Raw genomic sequence first — 22,672 nt, forward strand, 5'->3', positions numbered from 1 at the left:
TGTTCAGACCCTAGTGTCCGTGAGGGTCGACCGGGAGGGGGTCGCACACATTCGGAGGAGTCGTAACCGATTTGTCACAGTGCAGCATCGGCGCGGACGCCCCCCGCATGGGACCGTTCAGACCACTGCTGCACACGCAAGGATCGTGGCTCCGATCGCTATCGCCCGCTCGTCGACCCGCAGGTTGCCCTGGTGCAGGTCGTACGTCGGCCCGTCCGGCGTGCGTGTGCCCAGTCGACCCATCGCCCCGGGCACGGACGCGACGTACCACGCGAAGTCCTCGCCGCCGAGACTCTGAGCCGTCGTTGCGACACCATGCGGGCCGATCGCCTCGGTCACGGCTCGACGCATGGTCTCGGTCGCGGCGAAGTCGTTGACCACCGGCGGAACACCACGCGTGTAGGTCACCTCGGCAGTCACGCCGAACGGCTGGATGATGTCGCTGATCAGTCCGCGGACCAGATGCTCGGCCTGGTGCCAGGCCGAAGCCTCGAGCATCCGGAGCGTGCCACTGAGCTCCCCGGTCGACGGGATCACGTTGGCCGCGTTGCCAGCGTGGATCTGGCCCCACACCATGCTGACGCCGGCGCGCGGGTCGAAACGGCGGGACAGCACAGCCGGAAGCTGGATCAGCAGGCTGCCGAGGGCGAACGTCAGGTCCTCGGTGAGGTGCGGACGAGAGGTGTGTCCGCCACGACCGCTCAGCTGGACGTGAATGTGATCTGACGCTCCCGTGATCGGGCCCTCGCGAAGGCCGACGTGACCGACGTCGAGCGACGGGTCGCAGTGCAACGCGAAGATCCGCGAGACGCCGCGCAGCACTCCCGCCGACAGCAGCTTGAGGGCGCCGCCCGGCATGACCTCCTCGGCTGGCTGGAAGATCAGCCGGACGCGTACCGGCAACAGGTGATCGGCATGCGCCTCGGCCAGGGCGACCGATGCCCCCAGCAGCGCCGCGACGTGGACGTCGTGGCCGCATGAGTGGGAGACGCCCGGGACGGTCGACTTCCACGGATCCTGTGACGAGTCGCCGACCGGCAGTCCGTCCAGGTCTGCCCGCAGCGCGACGATCGGACCGCCGTCGGGGCCGATCTCGGCCATCAGTCCGGTGCCTTCGAACCGTTCGTACGCAATCCCGTTCTTGTCCATCCACGTCGCGACCAGGTCGGTCGTGCGCTCCTCGTGCCATGACAGCTCCGGGAAAGCGTGCAGCTCGCGGCGCACCTCGATGAGATCGGGCGTGACCACCTCGACCGATCGAGCGAGGCGTTGACACAAGGACAGAGGCATCCGGTCAGGATATCCCTGTTCGCGGACCGCGGTCCTGCCTTGCTGCCTTGCTGCCTGAATCGGAGCTAGGAGGACGACTCCAGCACTGTCTTGATCTGCTCGACGGTCTCGTCCGCCAGCGAGTCCAGCTTGGGCTTGACGACCAGTGGTGCGATGAATCGAACCAGCCCATGGAACTGGAAGTCGGCCCGGTAATGAATCTGCGTGCGGTCACCATCTCGCGTGAACGTCAGCGAATCCGTCGCCGTCGCGGTCTTGTTCTTGCCACGCGCCGAGAAGAACGTCGGACGGTCGAAGCCGATCGTCTCGTACTTCAGCTCGGTCTTGCGTCCCATGAACTCCGACGTGTTGTCGTACGTCGTGCCCAGCCCGCCGTCGCCGCTGGTTCGGGTCGTCTGCACGGTCCCGGGGTCCCAGTTGTTGGTGTTCTCAAAATCGCTGAGGTAGTCGAAGACGTCCTCGATGGACCTGGACACGGTGAAGGTTCGCTCGACGTGCATGAATCCACCGTATGTCCCCGCCGGCGGACCGCAACTCGCCCCGACGCATGCCCGTCTGAAGCGGGCAGTCAGCAGCGAGCCGGCCCACGAGCTGAGCGCGTGTCGGCAGACGAAGAAGCCGCGCCGAGCACCTGGTGGGTGCCGACGCGGCTTCTGATCCGGCTGGGTCAGGCCTTGCCCTTGGCAAGCGCTCCCAGGAGATCACGGTTGAGCTGGCTGATGGTGTCCAGCGGGATCCCCTTGGGGCAGGCAGCCGTGCACTCGCCGATGTTGGTGCAACCGCCGAAGCCCTCGTGGTCGTGCTGCTCGATCATGCCGACGACCCGCGAGTCGCGCTCGGGCTGGCCCTGCGGGAGCAGACCGAGGTGGGTGATCTTGGCCGCCGTGAACAGCATGCCCGAACCGTTGGGGCAGGCGGCAACGCATGCACCACAGCCGATGCAGGTCGCGGACTCGAAGGCGTGGTCCGCGTCCTCCTTCGGCACCGGAAGGTTGTTGGCCTCGGGAGCCGAGCCGGTCGGTGCACTGATGAAGCCACCAGCCTGGATGATCCGGTCGAATGCAGAACGATCGACGACGAGATCCTTGACGACCGGGAATGCGCCCGCGCGCCACGGCTCGATGTCGATCACGGCGCCGTCCTCGAAGCTGCGCATGTGCAGCTGGCAGGTCGTGGTGACCTCGGGCCCGTGCGCGACTCCGTTGATCACGACGCCACAGGAGCCGCAGATGCCCTCTCGGCAGTCGTGGTCGAAGGCGATGGGGTCGTCTCCGGACAGGGTGAGCTGCTCGTTGAGGACATCCAGCATCTCGAGGAACGACATGTGCTCGCTGACGTTCTCGAGGCCGTAGGTGACCATCTTGCCTTTGTCATCGGCGTTCTTCTGACGCCACACCCGGACGGTGATGTTCACTTGTAGCTCCTGGACTTCATCTCGACGTACTCGTACTCCAACGGTTCCTTGTGCAGCGTGGGCTGCTGGTCCCCGTACTCCCAGGCCGAGACGTACGCGAACTCCGCGTCCTGGCGCAGCGCCTCGCCGTCCTCGGTCTGGCTCTCCACGCGGAAGTGACCGCCACACGACTCGCGCCGGTTGAGCGCGTCGATGCACATCAGCTCACCCAGCTCGATGAAGTCCGCGACACGTCCGGCACGCTCGAGCGTCTGGTTGAACTCCTCGTTGGCACCGGTGACCTTGACGTTGGTCCAGAACTCCTGCTTGAGCTCGCGGATCATGCCGATGGCCTTGACCAGGCCTTCCTCGCTCCGCTCCATCCCGCAGTAGTCCCACATGATCTGGCCAAGCTCCTTGTGGAAGGAGTCGACTGTGCGGTCGCCGTCGATCGCCAGCAGCTTCTGGATCCGGTCCTCGACCGCCTGTCGGGCCTCGACGACGGCCGCGTGGTCGTCATCGACCGGCTCGTACGGCCCGTCCGCAAGGTAGTTGGCCAGCGTGTAGGGCAGGACGAAGTAGCCGTCCGCGAGACCCTGCATCAGCGCCGAGGCCCCGAGCCGGTTGGCTCCGTGCTCGGAGAAGTTCGCCTCGCCCGCGACGAACAACCCGGTCAGGTTGCTCGACAGGTCGTAATCGACCCACAGGCCACCCATCGTGTAGTGGACGGCCGGATAGATGCGCATCGGCGTCTCGTACGGATTCTCGCCGGTGATCTGCGCGTACATGTCGAACAAGTTGCCGTACTTGGCCTTGACCGCGTCCAGGCCGAGCCGCTGGATCGCCTCGGCGAAGTCCAGATAGACACCCAGCCCGCCGGGACCGACGCCCTTGCCGTCGTCGCACTGATATTTGGCAGCGCGGGAGGCGATGTCTCGCGGCACGAGGTTGCCGAAGGCGGGATAGATCCGCTCGAGGTAGTAGTCGCGCTCGTCCTCGGGGATGTCCACTGCGGCGCGTTCGTCGCCACCCTTCTTGGGAACCCAGATGCGACCGTCGTTGCGCAGCGACTCCGACATCAGAGTCAGCTTGGACTGGTAGTCGCCGCTGACCGGGATGCAGGTCGGGTGGATCTGCGTGTAGCAGGGGTTCGCGAAGTAGGCGCCCTTGCGGTGCGCACGCCACGTGGCCGTGGTGTTGCAGCCCATGGCGTTGGTCGACAGGAAGAACACGTTGCCGTAGCCGCCCGTTGCCAGCACGACCGCGTCCGCAGTGTGCGTCTCGATCTCGCCGGTGACCATGTCACGCACGACGATGCCGCGCGCCCGGTCGTCGACCATGATCAGCTCGAGCATCTCGTGCCGGGTGTTCATCTCGACCGTGCCGGCGGCGATCTGGCGCTCGAGCGCCTGGTACGCGCCGATCAGGAGCTGCTGGCCGGTCTGCCCGCGAGCGTAGAACGTGCGTGAGACCTGCACGCCACCGAACGAGCGATTGTCGAGCAGACCTCCATACTCGCGCGCGAACGGGACGCCCTGCGCGACGCACTGGTCGATGATGTTCACCGAGACCTGCGCGAGGCGGTAGACGTTGGACTCGCGGGCACGGAAGTCGCCGCCCTTGACCGTGTCGTAGAACAGTCGGTAGATGCTGTCGCCGTCGTTGCGGTAGTTCTTGGCGGCGTTGATGCCACCCTGCGCGGCGATCGAGTGCGCGCGACGCGGGCTGTCCTGGTAGCAGAAGCTCCTGACCTGATAGCCCGCTTCGCCAAGGGTCGCGGCTGCCGACGCGCCGGCCAGGCCCGTACCGACCACGATGACGCTCAGCTTGCGACGGTTGGCGGGATTGACCAGCTTGGCGCCGAACTTGCGCTCGTCCCAACGCTTCTCGATGGGGCCCGAAGGCGCCTTCGTGTCGGCGATGTCTTCACCGACGGCGTGGAACTCCTCGGAGATGGTGGTCTCAGTCATGTCAGCCTCCCAGACCGAAGAAGAGAATCGCGGTCGGCGGTGCGAGGAAGCCGATCGTCAAGGCCACGGCGATCACGATCGCCGCGGTGTTCCAGACCGATGCCGAGCGGGTCGGGCTGTGGTTCTGCCCAAGAGTCGTGAAGGCGCTCCAGAAGCCGTGCCACAGGTGGAAGCCCACCGCGATCATGGCGACGACGTACGCGATCCAGACCCATGGGTTCTCGAACGTGTTGTGGAGCCGGCCGTACGCCGTGTCGGCACGACCACCGGGATGGATGTCGTTCGTCGTGAGGTTGAGGATGTGGAAGACGATGAACAGCGCGATCGTCACCCCGCCCCAACGCATCGTGAACGAGGCATAGCTGCGCTGGATCCCGGCCTTGTTCTGCTTGGTCTGGTAGCGCGTGCTCCCGACGTAGCCGGCTGCCTGCTTGTTCCGCCGCCACAGCGTGATGGCGGCATAGGCGTGGATCAGGACGGCCGCGAGGAGCACGACTCGGACGATCCAGAGCAGACCCTCGTTCGGCAGGATCGGCGTGCCGATCGTCCGGAGGTGCTCGGCGTACTCGTTGAACGAGTCGGGACCCGCGAAGGCCTTGAGGTTGCCGTACATGTGCAGGATCAGGTAGCCCACCATGATGAGCCCCGACACCGCCATCGCATATTTGAGCGCGACGGTCGAACGCTTGGCCGACGCGCGTTTCACAGATTGGGTAGTCGCCACATGCCAACACTAGGACCCGAAGTCGATATGCGCTAAGTCATAGTGAGGGCAGGTTTCATAGCCACCGGCTATGAAAGGATGGTCGAGTGCAGATTCAGCAGCTGGCCTACTTCGTCGCCGTCGCCCGTACCCGGCACTTCACCAGGGCGGCTGACCTGACCGGGGTCTCCCAGCCCACCCTGTCCAAGCAGATCCGCGTGCTCGAGAACTCGCTCGGCACCCAGCTGTTCGTGCGCAACCGCGGCGCCATCGACCTCACCACCGCCGGCGAAGCCCTCCTCCCCCACGCACAACGCATTCTGATCGACGTCGAGAGCGCCGAACGCACGGTGCACGAGGTCGCAAGCCTGCGACGAGGACGCGTCCGGCTCGGCGCGACCCCCTCGCTGTGCGACGGTCTGCTCCCCGACGCGCTGACTCGCTTCCACCAGGCTCATCCCGACATCGACCTGGAGGTCCAGGAGGCCGGATCACAGGTCCTGACCCAGGAGCTCTCCCACGGTCGCCTGGACGTGGCGCTGCTGATCGTGCCTCTGCACACCCACGAGCCCGACCTCGAGACGACGCCGGTCCTACGCGAGCGGCTCGTGCTCGCCAGCCGAGCCGATGCCGTCATGCCTTCGAGCATGGGCGTCGCCGATCTTCGCGATCTCCCGCTGGTGATGTTCCGCGAGGGTTACGACCTCCGCGACGTGACCCTCCGTGCCTGCGCGGCCGCCGGATTCGAACCGCAGCTCGCGGTCGAGGGCGGCGAGATGAGCGCAGTGCTGAGCTTCGTGCAGGCCGGCCTCGGTCACGCTGTGGTGCCGAGCATGGTGCTGGCGACCCGACCACTTCTGCAGGCCACCGCGTTGGACGATCCCCCCCTCGACCGAGTCATCGCGTTGGCCCATCGCAGCTCCGAAGCCCTGCCGCTCGCCGCGCGCGCATTCAAGGCCGAGCTGCTCGAACACCTCACGTCCTTCGCCAGCGGAGGTCTGGAGGTCGTCTGATCCACAAGTCCTACCGACCCAGCAGAAACTTTCGCTCCGGCACCCAGCCCTCGACCTCGTGGTGGAGGTAAAGCGCGAAGGACTCGACCAGGAAGCTGCAGTCGAAGTCGCTCAGCGCCTCGTACGCGCGGTCCAGCCTGGCGTCGTCGAGGTGGTGAGCGACCGTGACATGGGGATGGAACGGGAACTCCGGCTCCGGCACGTTCAGGGTGCGGCGGATGTCCATCGCCAGCAGCTCGGTCTGAGAGATGCCTTCGCTGATCGCGACGAACACCACTGGCGACACCGGGCGAAAGGTTCCGGTGCCCCGAAGCCGCATCCCGAACGGCGACATGGTTGCCGACGTGCGCTCCAGCGACCTCGCCACACCCTCGACGTCGTCCTCGTGGTGCATCGGCGGAATCAGCGTGACGTGACTGGGCACGGTCCTGGCCATCGCGTCCCCGAAGCCTGCTCGTTCGTCCTGGAGCCGGCTTCCGTACGGCTCCGGAACCGGGATCGAGATCCCGATCAGCGGCTGATGCTCGGTCATCGGCCGCGCACGAACCCAGAGCGCTCATAGACCAGGTCAAGGGTTGCGCCGGCCACCTCGCGGGCCCGGTCAGCGCCGCCGGCCAGGATCCGATCGAGCTCGGCCCGATCGGCCAGGAGCTCGCGGGTACGGTCACCGAACTGACCCACGAAGTCCGCCAGCAAATCACCGAGGGCGACCTTGAGGTGGCCGTACTGCTTGCCCTCGAAGTCCCGGACCACCGACTCGATCGGCTCGTCGGTGAGCGCGGAGTAGATCGACAGCAGGTTGGAGACGCCGGGCTTTGTCGAAGGGTCGAAGCGGATCTCGGCACCGGAGTCGGTCACGGCGGAGCGCAGCTTCTTGGCCACCTGCTTGGGTGTGTCAGTCAGGTCCACCACGCCCGCGTGCGACTGGTTCGAGCCGCTCATCTTGGAGGTCGGATCCTGCAGGTCGTAGATCTTGGCGGTCGCCTTGACGATGTGCGCCTGCGGCACCGTGAAGGTGTCCCCGAAGCGGTGGTTGAAGCGCTGCGCGAGGTTGCGGGTCAGCTCGACGTGCTGACGCTGGTCCTCACCGACGGGGACCCGATCGGCTTGATAGATCAGGATGTCCGCGGCCATCAGGACGGGATACGTGAACAGCCCGACGCTCGAGGAGTCCGAGCCGGTCCGTGCCGACTTGTCCTTGAACTGGGTCATCCGGCTCGCCTCGCCGAAGCCCGTGATGCCACCCAGCACCCAGGCGAGCTGCGCGTGCTCGGGCACGTGGCTCTGGACGAACAGCGCGCTGCGCTCAGGATCGACGCCGGCGGCGAGCAGCTGGGCTGCTGCGATGTAGGTGCGCTCGCGCAGCCTTGCGGGCTCGTACTCGACCGTGATGGCGTGCAGGTCTGGGATGAAGTAGAACGCCTCGAACTCGTCTTGCAGTCCGACCCACTGCTTGAAGGCGCCGAAGTAGTTGCCGAGGTGGTACGAGTCGGCCGTCGGTTGGGCTCCGGACAGCACGCGAGGGCGACGGTCAGCGGACATGGGGGCATTCTGCCAGCCGCGTGCCGGTCGCCGTCGGCAAGGCCGTCTGGATACGCTCGACCCGTGACTGACGTACGCCGATGGGAAGTCCCCGGCCGGGTGAATCTGATCGGCGAACACCTCGACTACAACGGTGGCCCTGTGCTCCCGATCGCGATCGACCGATCCCTGACGGTCAAGGTGCGGGCGAGGGATGACGACACCGTCAACGTCTGGTCCAACCTGCCGGGCTCGACCAAGGCGACCTTCAGCACCGGAGTCCAGCCCGGCGAGGTCGACGACTGGGCAGCCTATGCCGCCGGCATGGTGTGGAGCCTGGTCCAGGACGGACACCACTTCCCCGGCTCCGACGTCGTCGTCGAGTCACGGCTTGCGTCCGGCTCCGGTCTCTCGTCGTCGGCCGCGCTGACCTGCGGCATCGGCGTCGCCTTCGACGAGCTGTTCGGTCTCGGGCTGGATCGCACGCGGATCGCGCAGCTGGCCCAGCGGTCCGAGAGCGACTTCGTCGGCGCACCGGTCGGCATGATGGACCAGCTCGCGGTGCTCCAGGGCCAGGCAGGCCACGCAATCCTGATGGACACGTCGATGTCGCCGCCCACGACCACACCCGTTCCGGTCACGTGGGAGGACGACGGTCTGACTCTGCTGGTCATCAACACCCGAGCGCACCACGCGCTGGCTGACGGCGAGTACGCCGCCCGTCGCGAGGAGTGCGAGCGTGCCGCGGCCGAGCTCGGCGTCGAGTGGCTGAGCGAGGCGACGCTGGACGCAACGGTTCGGCTGACCGACGACATCCTGAAGGCACGCACGCGGCACGTGCTGACCGAGACCGCTCGAGTACGCGGCGCTGTCCATGCGATCAAGCGGCGGTCCTGGGTCCAGCTCGGGACCATCCTGACCGCCTCGCACGCCTCGTTGCGTGACGACTTCCAGGTCAGCTGCCTCGAGCTCGACGTGGCGGTCGAGGCTGCGCTCGAGGCCGGGGCAGTCGGCGCCCGGATGACTGGTGGCGGGTTCGGTGGCAGCGCGATCGCACTGCTCCCGCTCGACACGGTTGCAGCAGTGCGCGAACGGGTCGAGGCGCGCTACGCCTCGCACCAGTGGCCCGCGCCGGAGATCTTCGTCGCCCACGCCGCCGATGGCGCACACCGCGTCGCGTGACTCTCTGAAAGACTGGGGGCGTGAGCACTCAGAACCGGATCGCCTACCAGGGCGAGCCCGGCGCCAACTCCCACATCGTGGCGCGCGAGCGCTACCCCGACTGGGAGACGGTGGCATGCGCCTCGTTCGAGGACGTGTTCGCGGCCGTGGCGGGCGGCGACGCGGCTCTCGCGATGATCCCGATCGACAACTCGATCGCCGGGCGGGTCGCCGACATCCACCACTTCCTGCCGACTTCGGACCTGCACATCGTCGCCGAGCACTTCCTACGCATCCAGTTCAGCTTGCTCGGTGTGCCTGGCGCGACCCTCGACACCATCGAGACCGTGCACAGCCACGTGCACGCGCTCGGCCAGTGCCGCAAGATCATCCGCCAGTACGGTCTCACCCCGATCATCTCCGGCGACACCGCTGGCGCGGCCCGGGAGATCGCCGCTGCGAACGATCCCAGCCAAGCGGCGATCTCGCCGCCGTTGGCCGCCGAGATCTACGGCCTCGACGTGCTGGCGACTGACATCGAGGACGAGGACCACAACACGACCAGGTTCGTCGTCCTGTCGCGCGAACCCGTCCGGGCCGCTCCCGGCGACGGACCAACCGTCACGAGCTTCATCTTCAACGTGCGCAACCTGCCTGCCGCGCTCTACAAGGCGCTGGGGGGCTTCGCGACGAACGGCGTCAACATGACCAAGCTCGAGAGCTACATGGTCGACGGCTGGTTCACGGCGACGCAGTTCCTCGCCGAGGTCGACGGCCATCCCGACGATCCCGGCCTGGCTCGAGCCCTCGAGGAGCTCACGTTCTTCACGACCGAGGTCAAGATTCTCGGGGTGTACCCGGCCGACCCGCTCCGGTCCCGGGGCCCGTGAGCAGGCTCACATGGGCATGAGATGGCCGCTCACGGTGCCCGTGCTCAGTGATGGCACCGTGACGCTGCGCGCTCACGTGCCGGGCGACCTCGACGCGATGCTCGAGCTGGCCAACGACCCCGAGATGATCCGCTGGACCGCGATCCCGACTCCGCACACGCGGGAGATGACCGAGCAGTTCGCGTTCAACGTGATCCCCCGTGGCTGGGACGACCGGACTCACCGTGGCTGGGCGATCGAGGCCCAGGACGAGACCGGACGCGCACGATTCGCCGGAAACATCGACATCCGGCAGTCGCCCATCGCCGACATCGGCTTCGCCCTGCACCCATGGGCCCGCGGTCGGGGACTCATGGCCAGCGCCGTCCGCCTGGCCGTCGACTGGGCGCTCAACGAGGGCGGCGTCGAGATCGTGCACTGGCGCTCGCACGTCGGCAACACCGCCTCGCTGCGGGTCGCACACCAGACCGGCTTCACGCTGCACGGGCTCACGCCAGGGATGCTGCACGAGCGCGGCCGCGTGCTCGACGCGTGGACCGGCTCCATCCGGTTCGGTGACAGCCCGATGCCGAAGACCCACTGGGCCGAGTCCCCCGTGCTCGAGACCGAGCGGCTGCGATTGCGGCCGTTCACCGAGGCCGACCTGCCGCGCATCGTCGAGGCGTGCAACGATCCGCTGTCCCAGCACTTCCTCGCCGGGCTTCCCCAGCCGTACACCCAGGCGACCGCCCGCAACTACGTCGCCGACTGCACGTGGCAGGCGGCTGTCGGGGTCAAGGCAAGCTGGGCCATCACGGACGTCAAGACCGACGAGCTGCTTGCCAACATCGCCGTCATGGACCTCGCCGGGGTCAACCCGACGACTGGCGAGATCGGTTACTGGGCCCACCCCGCCGCTCGCGGCCGGGGAGTCATGACCGAGGCGATGCAGACGATCGTCCGCCACGCACTCGACCCTGACGGACTCGACCGTCGCCGACTCGTGCTCTACGCCGCGGCCGACAACGCCGCCAGCAACGCCATCGCGACGGCGGTCGGATTCACGCACTACGGCACACAGCACGCCGCCGAGCGTTTGGGTGACGGATCGTACGACGACCTGCACGGCTACGAGCTCCTGCGCTGATCTGAGGAGTCAGTCCTCTCCACCTGCGAGACTGGTTGCGCATCGGAACCGTTGTGCGGGGCATACTTGTGCCACCGGTCGCTCACCGTGTCGCGCGGCACGTCCGGACGCGCATCTCATTCCCTGCACGCGAGGAACAGACCATGGCAACCCCACTGACTCACACCATCGACCTGCCCGAGGGCTACAAGCCATGGCCCGCGCTCTGGGCCATGGTGATCGGCTTCTTCATGATCCTGGTCGACAACACGATCGTGTTCGTCGCGACGCCCGCAATCGCCCGCGACCTGAGTGCCGATGCCAATGCGGTCATCTGGGTGACCAGTGCCTATCTGCTGGCGTACGCCGTGCCCCTGCTGGTAACCGGTCGGCTCGGCGACCAGTTCGGACCCAAGCGGGTCTACCTGGTCGGCCTGACGATCTTCACCCTCGCCTCGTTGTGGTGCGGACTGACCGGATCGATCGAGATGCTCATCGTGGCGCGGGTCGTGCAAGGTGTCGGTGCCTCGCTGATCACTCCCCAGACGATGGCTGTCATCACCCGCACGTTCGCCCCGGCCAAGCGCGGCAGCGCCATGGCGCTGTGGGGAGCGACCGCCGGCGTCGCGACACTGGTCGGCCCGATCCTGGGTGGCGTGCTGGTCGACACACTCGGATGGGAATGGATCTTCTTCATCAACGTTCCGGTCGGCATCGTCGGGTTCGTCGTGGCCGCCCGGCTCGTCCCGCGGCTCCGGACCCGCCCCCACACCTTCGACCTGCTGGGTGTCGCGCTGAGCGGTGTCGGCATGTTCCTGATCGTCTTCGGGCTCGAGGAGGGCCAGAAGTATCACTGGGGCACGATCTCCGGGATCATCAGCGTCCCCCTGCTGATCTCGGTGGGTCTCCTGACCTTCGCAAGCTTCATCTGGTGGCAGAGCCGAATCAAGCGCGAGCCCCTCGTGCCGTTGGGACTGTTCCGCGACCGCAACTTCTCGTTGGGCAACGGCGGGATAGCGCTGGTGTCGCTCTCGATCACCGCGATGTCCTTGCCGGTCCAGTTCTACGCGCAGGGTGTTCGCGGTTGGAGCCCGACGCAAGCCGCCCTGCTCATGGTGCCGATGGCAGTCGTGCTGATGGTGCTGTCGCCGTTCGTCGGCAAGCTCGTCGATCGGACCCACCCGCGCAACATCACGCTCGTCGGCTTCGGCACCGCGGCAACGGCGATGCTGTGGCTGTCGTCGTTGCTGACGCCGACCACCCCGGTGTGGCAGCTGCTGCTGCCCATGGCCCTGTTCGGAGTCTCCAATGCCTGCCTGTGGGCTCCCCTCAGCGCGACGGCGACCCGCAACCTGCCGATGGCCTCGGCGGGTGCAGGCGCCGGCGTCTACAACACCACCCGTCAGGTCGGTGCGGTGCTCGGCAGTGCGGCGATCGCCTCGCTCATCGAGGCGCGACTGGCCGCCAACCAGCTCGGCGGCTCGTCGGGCGACTTCTTCTCACAGAAGGGTTCCATGCCGGCCGAGATCCAAGGACCGTTCGCCGACGCGATGGCCCAGTCCCTGCTGCTGCCGGTCTTCGCATTCGCGATCGGCATCATCGCGGTGCTGTTCTTCGCGGCCCCGTCGCACGAAGGCCGACGGGGCGTTCCGCCGGTAGCCGCGACCGTCGTCGCCGAGTAGTCGCCGACGAAAACACCTGCCCTCTCCTAGAGTGGGCGGGTGCCTTCGTCGTTCGTCCTCACCCTGTCGTGCCCCGACCGCCCGGGCCTGGTGTTCGCAGTGACCCGGTGGATAGCCGAGTCCGGCGGCAACATCCTGGACAGCCAGCAGTTCACCGACACCACCGACGACGAGTTCTTCCTCCGCCTGCACTTCGACTTCCCAGAAACGCCGTCCGTCTCGGCCCTGTCAGCGGCGTTCGCGCCGGTCGCTGCCGAGCACGCCATGGCCTACCGACTCGTCGTCGCCGAGCAGCCCTTGCGTGCGCTCGTGATGGTGTCGAAGGAGGGCCATTGCCTCAACGACCTCCTCTACCGCCAGAGCGCCGGGGCGCTGAACGTCGAGATCCCCGCGATCGTCTCCAACCACACCGACCTCGAGCGACTGGCCGCGGCCTACGACATACCGTTCCACCACCTGCCCGCGACCGACAAGCCGGCCGCAGAAGCGAGGCTGCTGGAGCTCGTCGCAGATCTGCAAATCGATCTCGTGGTGCTCGCGCGCTACATGCAGATCCTGTCTGACGATCTGTGCCGGGCACTCGAAGGACGCGCGATCAACATCCACCACAGCTTCCTGCCCAGCTTCAAGGGCGCCCGCCCGTACCAGCAGGCACATGACCGTGGGGTCAAGCTGATCGGCGCCACAGCCCACTACGTGACGGCGGCGCTCGACGAAGGACCGATCATCGACCAGGGCGTGCTCCGGGTGGACCACCGGATGGCGCCCGCCGACCTGGCTCGGGTCGGCCGCGATGTCGAGGCGCAGACCCTGTCGCACGCAGTCCAGCTGCACGCGGAGTCCAGGGTGCTGATGAACGGCCCCCGAACTGTGGTCTTCGACTAGTCGCAGCGGGCGAGGACGACTCTGCGCGAGGCTTTCAGCCGCTCCACAGAGCAGAAATTCGTGCCCCTCGGTGACAGATCCCACATCATGGGATGCCGAAAGGGCGCCTCACATCCTCCCTACGTTGAGGCTCCAAGCACTCACGACGTGCGCCACGACCAGGAGAGCCCCGTGCCCACCAGACGCCCCCGACCGACCAGGATCCTTGCAATCGCCGCCGTTGTCACCGTCCTGACTTCGTGCGCGCCGAGCAGTGGCAGTACCGACAAGGGCACCTCGTCGACCACGCTGTCCTTGGTTGCCTTCTCCGTTGCCAAGGCCGCCGACGGAGCGGTGGAAAGGGCATTTGCCGCGTCACGGCCTGGCGACAGGGTGGCATGGCGGGAGTCGTTCGGCGCCTCCGGCGACCAGAGCCGCGCAGTGGGAAACGGGCTGCCGGCCGATGTCGTGCACTTCTCCCTGACGCCTGACGTCACCCGGCTGGTAGACGCGGGCCTGGTCGCCAAGACCTGGAACTCCGGCACCAACCGGGGCATCCTCAGCACCTCGGTCGTGGCCATCGTCGTGCGCAAGGGCAACCCCCTGGGAATAACCTCGTTCGCCGACCTGGCCAAGCCGGGCGTCGGCGTGGTGACGCCCAACCCGAGCTCTTCGGGCTCGGCTCGCTGGAACATCCTCGCGGCCTACCAGTCCGTCATCGCCGACGGCGGGAGCAGGGCAGACGCCCGGGCCTATCTGGCGAAGCTTTTTGCCAACGTCGCCGCGCTGCCCGGGAGCGGACGCGACGCGACGACGGCGTTCCAGAGCGGTACCGGTGACGTCCTGCTGTCGTACGAGAACGAGGCCATCCTCGCCCGGCAGAGCGGTGAGGACATCGACTACATCGTTCCGAGTCACAACCTGCTGATCGAGAACCCGGGCGCCGTGACGACCGACGCCGGGCCGGCCGCCCGGGACTTCCTCGACTTCGCACTCAGCGCGGAGGGCCAGCGCATCTACGCCAGACACGGCTTCCGCCCCCTGGCCTCGGTCCCGGGAGTCCAGACCCCGAGCGTCACGGGCGCGAACGACCCACGGGCGCCTTTTCCCACGATCGACGAGCTGTTCACGATCGACCAGACATTCGGCGGTTGGGATGCTGTCAACGCGACCTTCTTCGGCGCCGACGGCATCATCAGCCGCATCATCGCGAGGTCCGGGAAGTCGTGACGATCGCGACCGAGCCGAACCCTGCCTCGACGCGCACCAGGCGGCCTCGACCACCGACCGCGATGACCCGCTCATCGGCCCTCGGGCTGGCCTTGGCACTGTCGTGGTTCAGTCTGCTCGTCCTGATCCCGCTGGCACTCGTGGTGATTCAGTCGGTGGACGGCGGCTGGCAGACGTTCCGGGACACCCTGACGAATCCACAGACCGCGGCTGCGCTTCGGCTCACCGTGACCCAGGCCATCTATGTCACGCTGATCAACGTCGTCATGGGCAGCCTCATCGCGTGGGTGCTGGTGCGTGACGCGTTCCCCGGCAAGCGCCTGCTCGAGGTCGTCATCGACATCCCGTTCGCCCTGCCGACGATCGTGGCAGGACTGGTGCTGCTGAGCCTGTATGGCCCGTCGAGCCCGCTCGGCGTCAACGTCGCAAACACCGAGCGCTCGGTGTTCCTCGCTCTGCTGTTCGTGACGCTGCCATTTGTGGTTCGCACCGTGCAGCCAGTCCTGATGGAGCTCGACCGCGACGTCGAGGAGGCCGCAGCGTCCCTGGGTGCGAGCCGCGCCACGACGCTGCGACGTATCGTCCTGCCGGCGCTCACGCCAGCCATCACTGCGGGGGCCGCGCTCTCGTTCGCGCGAGGCATCAGCGAGTACGGCTCGCTGGTGCTGCTGTCGGGCAACCTGCCCAGCCAGACCGAGGTCGCGTCGGTCCGGGTCCTGACGTACATCGAGAACGGGGACGACGCGGCCGCCGCCTCGGTCGCGGTGATTCTCCTCGTCGTCGCGCTGCTCGTGATCATGCTGCTGCAGCTCCTGAACCGCGTGGCGGCCAGCCGTGGCTAGCCGGGTCGCGACGGTGCCATCTGTCGGAACGTACGTGCGCCGCGCGATCGTCGCCGCGTACCTGTTCTTTCTGGTCGTCTGGCCGGTCTCGCTCGTCGTGGTCACGACGTTCGACGGGGGGCTGGGCAACCTTCAGGCCGCCCTGTCAGACCCCGAGGTGACATTCGCACTGCAGCTCACGGTCTACGTCGCGGCGTGGGCCGTTGCGATCAACACGGTGTTCGGCGTGGGGGTGTCACTGCTGCTGGTGCGGTACGACTTTCCCGGCCGTGGCGTCCTGTCTGCCCTCATCGACCTACCGCTGTCAGTCTCGCCCGTCGTGGTGGGGCTCGCCCTGCTGCTGGCCTACGGCAGCACCAACGGGCTGCTCGGCCCCGAGCTCGACCGAGCGGGGCTCCAGATAGCCTTCGCCCCGCCAGGCATCATCATGGCCACGGCGTTCGTGAGCCTGCCGCTGGTCGTGCGCGAGCTCGTGCCGGTGCTGCAGGAGATCGGCACGGAGCAGGAGCAGGCCGCCCGCAGCCTCGGCGCCGGACCGCTGCAGACCTTCCGCCGCATCACTCTTCCCTCGATCAAGTGGGCCCTGATCTACGGCGTCGTGCTCAGTCTGGCCCGCTCGCTCGGCGAGTTCGGGGCCGTCAAGGTCATCTCCGGCAACATCGCGCAGCAGACCCAGACCGCGACGCTCGTCGTCGAGGAGAAATACCAGGACTTCGAGCAGGGATCGGCATACGCGACCTCGTTCCTGCTTGCACTGATCGCGGTCGCGGCGCTCGTCGTCGTGACCATCCTCCGACCCAGGGACGACCACGATGGGGATTGAGATCCGCGGGATCAGCAAGACATTCGGCGACTTCGTCGCGTTGCAGGACATCGACCTGAGCATCCCGAGCGGACAGCTCACGGCGCTGCTCGGACCCAGCGGCGGCGGCAAGTCCACCCTGCTTCGCATCATTGCCGGGCTCGAGTCGTCCGACAGCGGGACCGTCCACATCCAAGGCCGAGACACCACCAACGTCCCAGCGCAGAAGCGGAATGTGGGCTTCGTGTTCCAGCACTACGCCGCGTTCCGGCACCTGACGGTCGCCAAGAACGTGGCTTTCGGGCTGGAGATCCGCAAGACCCCCAGAGATGAGGTCCGGCGCCGGGTCGGTGAGCTGCTCGAACTGGTGCACCTGGAACAGTTCGCGCACCGGCTGCCCTCGCAGCTCTCAGGGGGGCAGCGCCAGCGGATGGCCCTGGCGCGGGCCCTCGCGATCGAACCCAGCGTTCTGTTGCTCGACGAGCCTTTCGGCGCTCTGGACGCCAAGGTGCGCAAGGAGCTACGGGACTGGCTGCGCCGCCTGCACGACGAGGTGCACGTGACGACGGTGTTCGTGACCCATGACCAGGAGGAGGCCCTGGAGGTCTCCGACAGTCTGGTCGTGATCAACGAGGGACGTATCGAGCAGATCGGCTCGCCGGACGATTTGTACGACCGACCCGCCACCGAGTTCGTCTTGTCCTTTCTCGGCCCGGTCACCCGACTCGGCGACCACCTGATCCGCCCCCACGACATCGACATCACCCGTTACGAACACGCCGCGACCGCATCCGGCCCGATCACTCGCTGGACCAGGGTGGGCTTCGAGATCCGTCTGGAGGTGACCCCCGACGACCCGCTGCACCCGGATCCGGTCCAGATCGTCGTCACTCGGGCCGAGGCGACGGCACTCCAGCTCCATCTGGGCGATCTGGTGTGGCTGCGGCCCCGGGTGGGAGCCCAGCAGGTCAGCCGCTGACGGCCGCGGCGGAGGCTCGTGCGGCCGAGCGGTGCTGGACCACCAGACCGATCGCAAAGATCGCCAGACCCAGGGTCGCCAGGACGACGCCCACCAGACTGGTCGCGCGATAGCCGTGGCCAGCCTCGATGATGACGGCACCGAAGAAGGCGCCGAGACCGTTGGCGACGTTGAGCGCCGAGTGGTTGAGGGCCGCGCCCAGCATCTGCGCGTCGCCAGCTGCATCCATCAGTCGGATCTGCAGATTGATCGCCACGATCGAGCCCAGCGCACCGACACAGAACACCAGAAACAGCATCGGCACAGCGAACGAGGCGACACCGTAGAACACCGCAAGCACGAGGATCGTCGCAGCGAAGCCCAGCAGGACCGACCGCTCGACGTTCCAGTCCGCCATCACTCCGGCGATCCACGATCCGAGCACCGAGCCGATCCCGAAGGCCAGCAGGGCGACCGCAATCCAGCCTCTCGACAGATCCGTGACATCGGTGACGATCGGGGCGATGTAGCTGTACATCGCAAACAACCCGCCGAAGCCGACCATCCCGGCAGATACTGCGAACAGCACCTGCGGTCGCTTGAGTGCCGCGAGCTCGCGGCGCAACGAGGCGCCCTGGTCGGGTGCCGAGTGCGGGACGAACAGCGCAATCATCGCGGCAGCCACGATCGCGATACCCAGCACGGCCCAGTACGCGCTGCGCCAGCCGAGTCCCTGCCCGAGCAGCGTGCTCGCCGGGACTCCCACGACGGTCGCGACGGACAGCCCCAGCATCACCGAGCTGACCGCGCGACCGCGCAGCTGGGGACGCACCAGCGAGGCTGCCAGCAGGGAGGCGACGCCGAAGTACGCGCCGTGCGGGAGCCCCGCGACGAATCGCGCGAGGAGCACCGGCACGTAGCCCTGCGCGACTGCCGTCAGGGCATTGCCGACGCCAAGCGCCAGGATCAGCCCGATCGCGAGCTCACGCTTGGGCAGCCGAGCACCCAGCGACACGATGATCGGCGCCCCGATCACGACGCCGAAGGCGTACGCCGTGATCATGTGGCCCGTCGTGGGGATCGACTGGTCGATACCTTCGGCGATGTCGGGCAACAGCCCCATCGTCATGAACTCGGTCGTGCCGATCGCAAATCCACCCATGGCAAGGGCGAGCAGCGCCAGGGTGAGGTGCCTGGCGCTGGCTGCGTGCGGGGATCCGATGGTCGTCACAACGAGTTCAATCTCCTGAGCCCGGCGTGTTGTTCCCGACGTGAGCCGACTCACCAGCGTGGGGCCGTCCCCTTGGCCTTCCCGACAGCACGCGCCCTCGCCAGGCCTCAGGCGCGATACGTCAGCCCAAGCGTGCGACGAGGCCCTGCAGCACCTCGGTGAACGTGTTGGACGGGCGCATCACGGCGTTCACCCGGGCGTCGTCAGGGCGGAAGTAGCCACCGATGTCGGTCGGCGAGCCCTGCACCGAGAGCAGCTCGTCATTGATCTGCGCCTCGCTGGCGGTCAGCGCCTCCGCGACCTCCGCGAATCCGGCCGCCAGCTCGGCATCCTCGGTCTGCTTCGCGAGCTCCTGGGCCCAGTAGAGCGCGAGGTAGTAGTGGCTGCCGCGGTTGTCGATCTCGCCCACCTTGCGGCTGGGCGACTTGTTCTCGTCGAGGAACGTCCCCGTTGCCCGGTCGAGGGTGTCGGCCAGGATCTGCGCCCGAGCGTTGTCCGTCGTGGTCGCCATGTGCTCGAAGCTCGAGGCCAGGGCCAGGAACTCCCCCAGGCTGTCCCACCGCAGGTGGTTCTCCTTCACGAGCTGCTGCACGTGCTTGGGAGCCGATCCGCCGGCGCCGGTCTCGAACAGCCCACCGCCGTTGATCAACGGAACGATCGAGAGCATCTTGGCGCTCGTGCCGAGCTCGAGGATGGGGAACAAGTCGGTGTTGTAGTCCCGGAGCACGTTCCCGGTGACCGAAATCGTGTCCTCGCCCCGACGTATTCGGTCGATCGAGTACTGCGTGGCCTCGGCCGGTGACATGACCTCGATCGTCAGTCCGTCGGTGTCGTGCTCGGCGAGGTACGCGTCGAGCTTGGCGCGCAGGTTGACGTCGTGCGCTCGGGTCGGGTCGAGCCAGAAGACTGCGGGCGTCGCCGAGGCGCGAGCCCGGGTCACCGCGAGCTTGACCCAGTCGCGGATCGGGACGTCCTTGGTCTGGCAAGCACGCCAGACATCGCCCGGCTCGACCGAGTGCTCGATCAGCACCTGACCAGCACCGTCGACGACCTGCACGGTCCCGCCGCGCTCGATCTCGAAGGTCTTGTCGTGGCTGCCGTACTCCTCGGCCGCCTGCGCCATCAGGCCGACGTTGGGCACCGAACCCATCGTGGTGGGGTCGTACGCGCCATTGGCTCGACAGTCGTCGATCACCGTCTGGTACACCCCGGCGTAGGAGCTGTCGGGGATGACCGCGAGCGTGTCGGCCTCATTGCCGTCAGGACCCCACATGTGGCCCGAGGTCCGGATCATCGCCGGCATCGACGCGTCCACGATCACGTCGCTCGGTACGTGCAGGTTGGTGATGCCCCGGTCCGAATCGACCATCGCCAGGGCCGGGCCGTCTGCGATACCGCGCTCGAATGCCGCCTTGATCTCGGCGCCGTTGGCAAGCGCGTCGAGCCCGGCGAGGATCCCCCCGAGGCCATTGCTGGGACTGAGCCCGGCTGCCTCGAGATCGGCGCCGTACTGCTCGAACACCGTCGGAAAGAATGCCTTGACGACGTGGCCGAAGATGATCGGATCCGAGACCTTCATCATGGTGGCCTTGAGGTGCACCGAGAACAGGACGCCCTCGGCCTTGGCCCGGGCGATCTGCTCGGCGAGGAAGGCGTCCAGTGCAGCGGCTCGCATCACGGTGCCGTCGATGATCTCCCCAGCCAGCACCGGGAAGGCGTCCTTCAACGTCGTGGTGGTGCCATCGTCTGCGATTAGCCGAATGGCGATGGTGCCCTCGGACTCGATCACGACCGACTTCTCGTTGGCGCGAAAGTCGTCGTCGGCCATCGTCGCCACGTTGGTCTTGGAGTCGGCGCTCCACGCCCCCATCGAGTGCGGGTGCTTGCGGGCGTAGTTCTTCACCGATGCCGGGGCGCGGCGATCCGAGTTGCCCTCGCGGAGGACGGGGTTGACCGCGCTGCCCTTGACCTTGTCGTAGCGGGCTCGGACGTCGCGCTCCACATCGCTCTGTGGGTCGTCGGGGTAGTCCGGAAGCGCGTACCCCTGCCCCTGCAGCTCGGCGATTGCCGACTTGAGCTGGGGGATCGAGGCGCTGATGTTCGGCAGCTTGATGATGTTGGCCTCGGGCTGCTTGGCCAGCTCGCCGAGCTCTGCCAGCGCGTCATCGACCTGCTGCTCGGCGGTCAGACGATCGCCGAACAGCGCGATGATGCGACCGGCCAAGGAGATGTCGCGGGTCTCGACCTCGACGCCCGCGGTCGAGGCATACGCCTCGATGACCGGGAGGAGGGAGTAGGTGGCGAGCATCGGCGCTTCGTCAGTGTGGGTGTAGATGATCTTGGCCATGGGGCCAGCCTCCTCGGCGCAGAAAAATTGTTCGACATCAAGATATCTCACTTCGGACGACACCCCCGCGACAGTCTTCTCGCATGGCCGACGGGCCATAGAATCAAACCGTCCTCATCCGTCCGTCCCGCCCAGTTCAAGGAGTTGTCGTCATGGCCCAACCAGTCCCTATGTCGTCCCGGCTCGCCGCCGAGGCAGTCGGCACGTTCGTCCTCGTCCTTGGCGGAGTCGGAAGTGCGATTTTCGCCGGTCAGGCGATCGGCCCCCAAGGAGTCGCCCTGGCTTTTGGTCTCACGGTGCTGACGATGGCCTACGCCGTCGGACACATCTCGGGCGCTCACTTCAACCCCGCGGTGACCCTCGGGCTCGCCGCAGCCAAACGGTTTGAGTGGAGTGGAGTTCTGCCCTACGTCGGCGCCCAGATCGGCGGCGGAATCGTGGCCGTGCTGGGCATCTGGGTCATCGGTTCGGGCAATGCCGACTTCGACCGCGCGTCGTCATTCGGCGGAGCGTCGAACGGCTGGGGCGATGCCATTGGAGGCTACTCGCTGCTTGCCGTGGTGCTCACCGAGATCATCTTCACCGCGCTCTTCGTGTTCATCATCTTGGGTGCGACGTCTGGCAACACCCCCGATGGATTTGCACCTATTGCGATCGGTTTGGGTCTCACCCTGATCCACCTCGTGGTGATCCCGATCGACAACACCTCGGTCAACCCGGCACGCTCCATCGCGCCGGCTCTGCTGGCAGGCGGTGACGCCCTGCAGCAGCTGTGGGCATTCATCGTTGCACCGCTGGTCGGCGGGATCGTGGGTGGCCTCGGCTACACGGCGATCACCGGCGGCGCACGCTCCGGCGTGGAGATCGAAGGCAAGAAGAACCTCTAGGTCCGCGACCTCATTCGCCCGGCGCAGGCCCCGGTCAAACGACTGGGGCCTGCGCCGCTGTTCAGGCGACGTCGAAGCGATCGAGATCCATCACCTTGCACCACGCCGCGACGAAGTCGTTCACGAATTTAACCGCCGCATCGTCGCTCGCATAGACCTCGGCGATCGCTCGCAGCTCGGAGTTGGAGCCGAACACGAGGTCGGCTCGACTGCCGGTCCACGTCACGGTTCCAGCCGTGTCCTTCGCCTCGAATGTCGCTGAGTCCGCGGACGTGGCCGTCCAGGTTGTTCCCAGCTCGAGCAGGTTGACGAAGAAGTCGTTTGTCAGCGTCCCGGGCCGGGAGGTCAGCACACCGACCAGGGACTGGTCGTAGTTTGCGCCGAGGACGCGCATTCCGCCGACGAGCACTGTCATCTCCGGTGCGCTGAGGCCGAGGAGATTTGCCTTGTCGATCAGCAGGAATTCCGCGGGCAGACGATTGCCCTTGCCGTAGTAGTTGCGGAATCCGTCAGCGGCCGGCTCAAGAGCGGAGAACGACTCGACGTCGGTCTGCTCCTGCGAGGCGTCGGCACGACCCGGCGTGAACGGCACCACGATGTCGTGGCCGGCCTCCTGGGCTGCCTTCTCGACACCGGCGGCCCCGCCCAGCACGATGACGTCGGCGAGCGAGACATCCTTGGGGAATGCCCGCTGGACCTCTTCGAGCGTTCGCAGGACCGTGGCGAGCTGGTCAGGGTTGTTGACCTCCCAGCCATTCTGCGGCTCGAGGCGGAGGCGTGCAC

21 protein-coding genes are annotated in these 22,672 nt (G+C 67.0%); 11 read left to right on the forward strand and 10 right to left on the reverse strand.

What is annotated here, in order from left to right:
- Positions 1-117: 117 nt before the first annotated feature.
- From WB461_RS00390 to WB461_RS00410, 5 genes are all read right to left on the reverse strand, one after another.
- Positions 118-1,290 carry an amidohydrolase gene (locus tag WB461_RS00390; RefSeq protein ID WP_423850742.1) on the reverse strand — a complete coding sequence of 391 codons (1,173 nt, stop codon included), beginning with the start codon at positions 1,288-1,290 and terminating at the stop codon, positions 118-120.
- Positions 1,291-1,355: 65 nt separating this feature from the next.
- A complete protein-coding gene (locus WB461_RS00395) occupies positions 1,356-1,790 on the reverse strand; it encodes an SRPBCC family protein (protein ID WP_423850743.1) in 435 nt (144 codons plus the stop codon).
- Between the two features lie 167 nt (positions 1,791-1,957).
- Positions 1,958-2,704: a succinate dehydrogenase/fumarate reductase iron-sulfur subunit gene (locus WB461_RS00400; RefSeq protein WP_423850744.1), complete on the reverse strand. Its 747-nt coding sequence runs from the start codon at positions 2,702-2,704 to the stop codon at positions 1,958-1,960.
- Positions 2,701-4,653, reverse strand: a complete 1,953-nt coding sequence (locus WB461_RS00405; protein ID WP_423850745.1) for a fumarate reductase/succinate dehydrogenase flavoprotein subunit — start codon at positions 4,651-4,653, stop codon at positions 2,701-2,703. The genes WB461_RS00400 and WB461_RS00405 overlap by 4 nt, the downstream gene beginning before the upstream one ends.
- 1 nt (position 4,654) lies before the next feature.
- On the reverse strand, positions 4,655-5,359 hold the full coding sequence (locus WB461_RS00410; protein WP_423850746.1) for a succinate dehydrogenase cytochrome b subunit: 705 nt from the start codon (positions 5,357-5,359) through the stop codon (positions 4,655-4,657).
- Positions 5,360-5,463: 104 nt separating this feature from the next.
- Here WB461_RS00410 and WB461_RS00415 point away from each other — a divergent pair, with 104 nt between their 5' ends.
- Positions 5,464-6,369 carry a LysR family transcriptional regulator gene (locus tag WB461_RS00415; RefSeq protein WP_423850747.1) on the forward strand — a complete coding sequence of 302 codons (906 nt, stop codon included), beginning with the start codon at positions 5,464-5,466 and terminating at the stop codon, positions 6,367-6,369.
- Positions 6,370-6,379: 10 nt separating this feature from the next.
- On the opposite strand, the gene WB461_RS00420 is transcribed toward WB461_RS00415, so the two are convergent.
- Entirely contained in the window at positions 6,380-6,901 is a 522-nt protein-coding gene (locus WB461_RS00420) for a 2'-5' RNA ligase family protein (RefSeq protein WP_423850748.1), read from the reverse strand.
- Entirely contained in the window at positions 6,898-7,911 is a 1,014-nt protein-coding gene (gene trpS, locus WB461_RS00425; RefSeq protein WP_423850749.1) for a tryptophan--tRNA ligase, read from the reverse strand. Before trpS ends, WB461_RS00420 begins: the two co-directional genes overlap by 4 nt.
- 63 nt (positions 7,912-7,974) lie before the next feature.
- On the opposite strand from trpS, the gene galK reads away from it, so the two are divergent.
- The 9 genes from galK (at position 7,975) to WB461_RS00470 (ending at position 17,445) form a co-directional block, all read left to right on the forward strand.
- Positions 7,975-9,072: a galactokinase gene (gene galK, locus WB461_RS00430; RefSeq protein WP_423850750.1), complete on the forward strand. Its 1,098-nt coding sequence runs from the start codon at positions 7,975-7,977 to the stop codon at positions 9,070-9,072.
- Between the two features lie 20 nt (positions 9,073-9,092).
- Complete coding sequence (locus tag WB461_RS00435) at positions 9,093-9,941, forward strand: prephenate dehydratase (protein WP_423850751.1); 849 nt, start codon at positions 9,093-9,095, stop codon at positions 9,939-9,941.
- Positions 9,942-9,951: 10 nt separating this feature from the next.
- The gene (locus WB461_RS00440; protein ID WP_423850752.1) at positions 9,952-11,067 is read left to right on the forward strand and encodes a GNAT family N-acetyltransferase; all 1,116 of its coding nucleotides are present in this window, start codon (positions 9,952-9,954) and stop codon (positions 11,065-11,067) included.
- A gap of 143 nt (positions 11,068-11,210) precedes the next feature.
- Entirely contained in the window at positions 11,211-12,728 is a 1,518-nt protein-coding gene (locus WB461_RS00445; protein WP_423850753.1) for a DHA2 family efflux MFS transporter permease subunit, read from the forward strand.
- Between the two features lie 39 nt (positions 12,729-12,767).
- On the forward strand, positions 12,768-13,613 hold the full coding sequence (purU, locus tag WB461_RS00450) for a formyltetrahydrofolate deformylase (protein ID WP_423850754.1): 846 nt from the start codon (positions 12,768-12,770) through the stop codon (positions 13,611-13,613).
- Positions 13,614-13,784: 171 nt separating this feature from the next.
- Entirely contained in the window at positions 13,785-14,822 is a 1,038-nt protein-coding gene (locus WB461_RS00455) for a sulfate ABC transporter substrate-binding protein (RefSeq protein ID WP_423850755.1), read from the forward strand.
- On the forward strand, positions 14,819-15,664 hold the full coding sequence (cysT, locus tag WB461_RS00460) for a sulfate ABC transporter permease subunit CysT (RefSeq protein WP_423850756.1): 846 nt from the start codon (positions 14,819-14,821) through the stop codon (positions 15,662-15,664). Before WB461_RS00455 ends, cysT begins: the two co-directional genes overlap by 4 nt.
- Before the next feature lie 13 nt (positions 15,665-15,677).
- Positions 15,678-16,487 (forward strand): sulfate ABC transporter permease, encoded by an 810-nt coding sequence (locus WB461_RS00465; RefSeq protein WP_423850757.1) that lies wholly within the window; start codon positions 15,678-15,680, stop codon positions 16,485-16,487.
- A complete protein-coding gene (locus WB461_RS00470; RefSeq protein WP_423850758.1) occupies positions 16,477-17,445 on the forward strand; it encodes a sulfate/molybdate ABC transporter ATP-binding protein in 969 nt (322 codons plus the stop codon). Before WB461_RS00465 ends, WB461_RS00470 begins: the two co-directional genes overlap by 11 nt.
- Here WB461_RS00470 and WB461_RS00475 read toward each other — a convergent pair.
- Both WB461_RS00475 and WB461_RS00480 read right to left on the reverse strand, forming a co-directional pair.
- Positions 17,435-18,655, reverse strand: coding sequence for an MFS transporter (locus WB461_RS00475; RefSeq protein ID WP_423850759.1), 1,221 nt, complete (start codon positions 18,653-18,655; stop codon positions 17,435-17,437). The genes WB461_RS00470 and WB461_RS00475 overlap by 11 nt on opposite strands.
- 121 nt (positions 18,656-18,776) lie before the next feature.
- On the reverse strand, positions 18,777-21,002 hold the full coding sequence (locus WB461_RS00480) for an NADP-dependent isocitrate dehydrogenase (RefSeq protein WP_423850760.1): 2,226 nt from the start codon (positions 21,000-21,002) through the stop codon (positions 18,777-18,779).
- 152 nt (positions 21,003-21,154) lie between these two features.
- Between WB461_RS00480 and aqpZ the strand changes: the two genes are divergently transcribed.
- Positions 21,155-21,889 carry an aquaporin Z gene (gene aqpZ, locus WB461_RS00485; RefSeq protein WP_423850761.1) on the forward strand — a complete coding sequence of 245 codons (735 nt, stop codon included), beginning with the start codon at positions 21,155-21,157 and terminating at the stop codon, positions 21,887-21,889.
- 61 nt (positions 21,890-21,950) lie between these two features.
- Here the strand turns inward: aqpZ and WB461_RS00490 are convergent.
- Positions 21,951-22,672, reverse strand: a 722-nt coding sequence (locus tag WB461_RS00490; RefSeq protein WP_423850762.1) for a peroxidase family protein, incomplete at its 5' end; no start/stop codon positions are given.

The organism is Aeromicrobium sp., from assembly GCF_049587115.1.
Lineage (GTDB): Bacteria > Actinomycetota > Actinomycetes > Propionibacteriales > Nocardioidaceae > Aeromicrobium.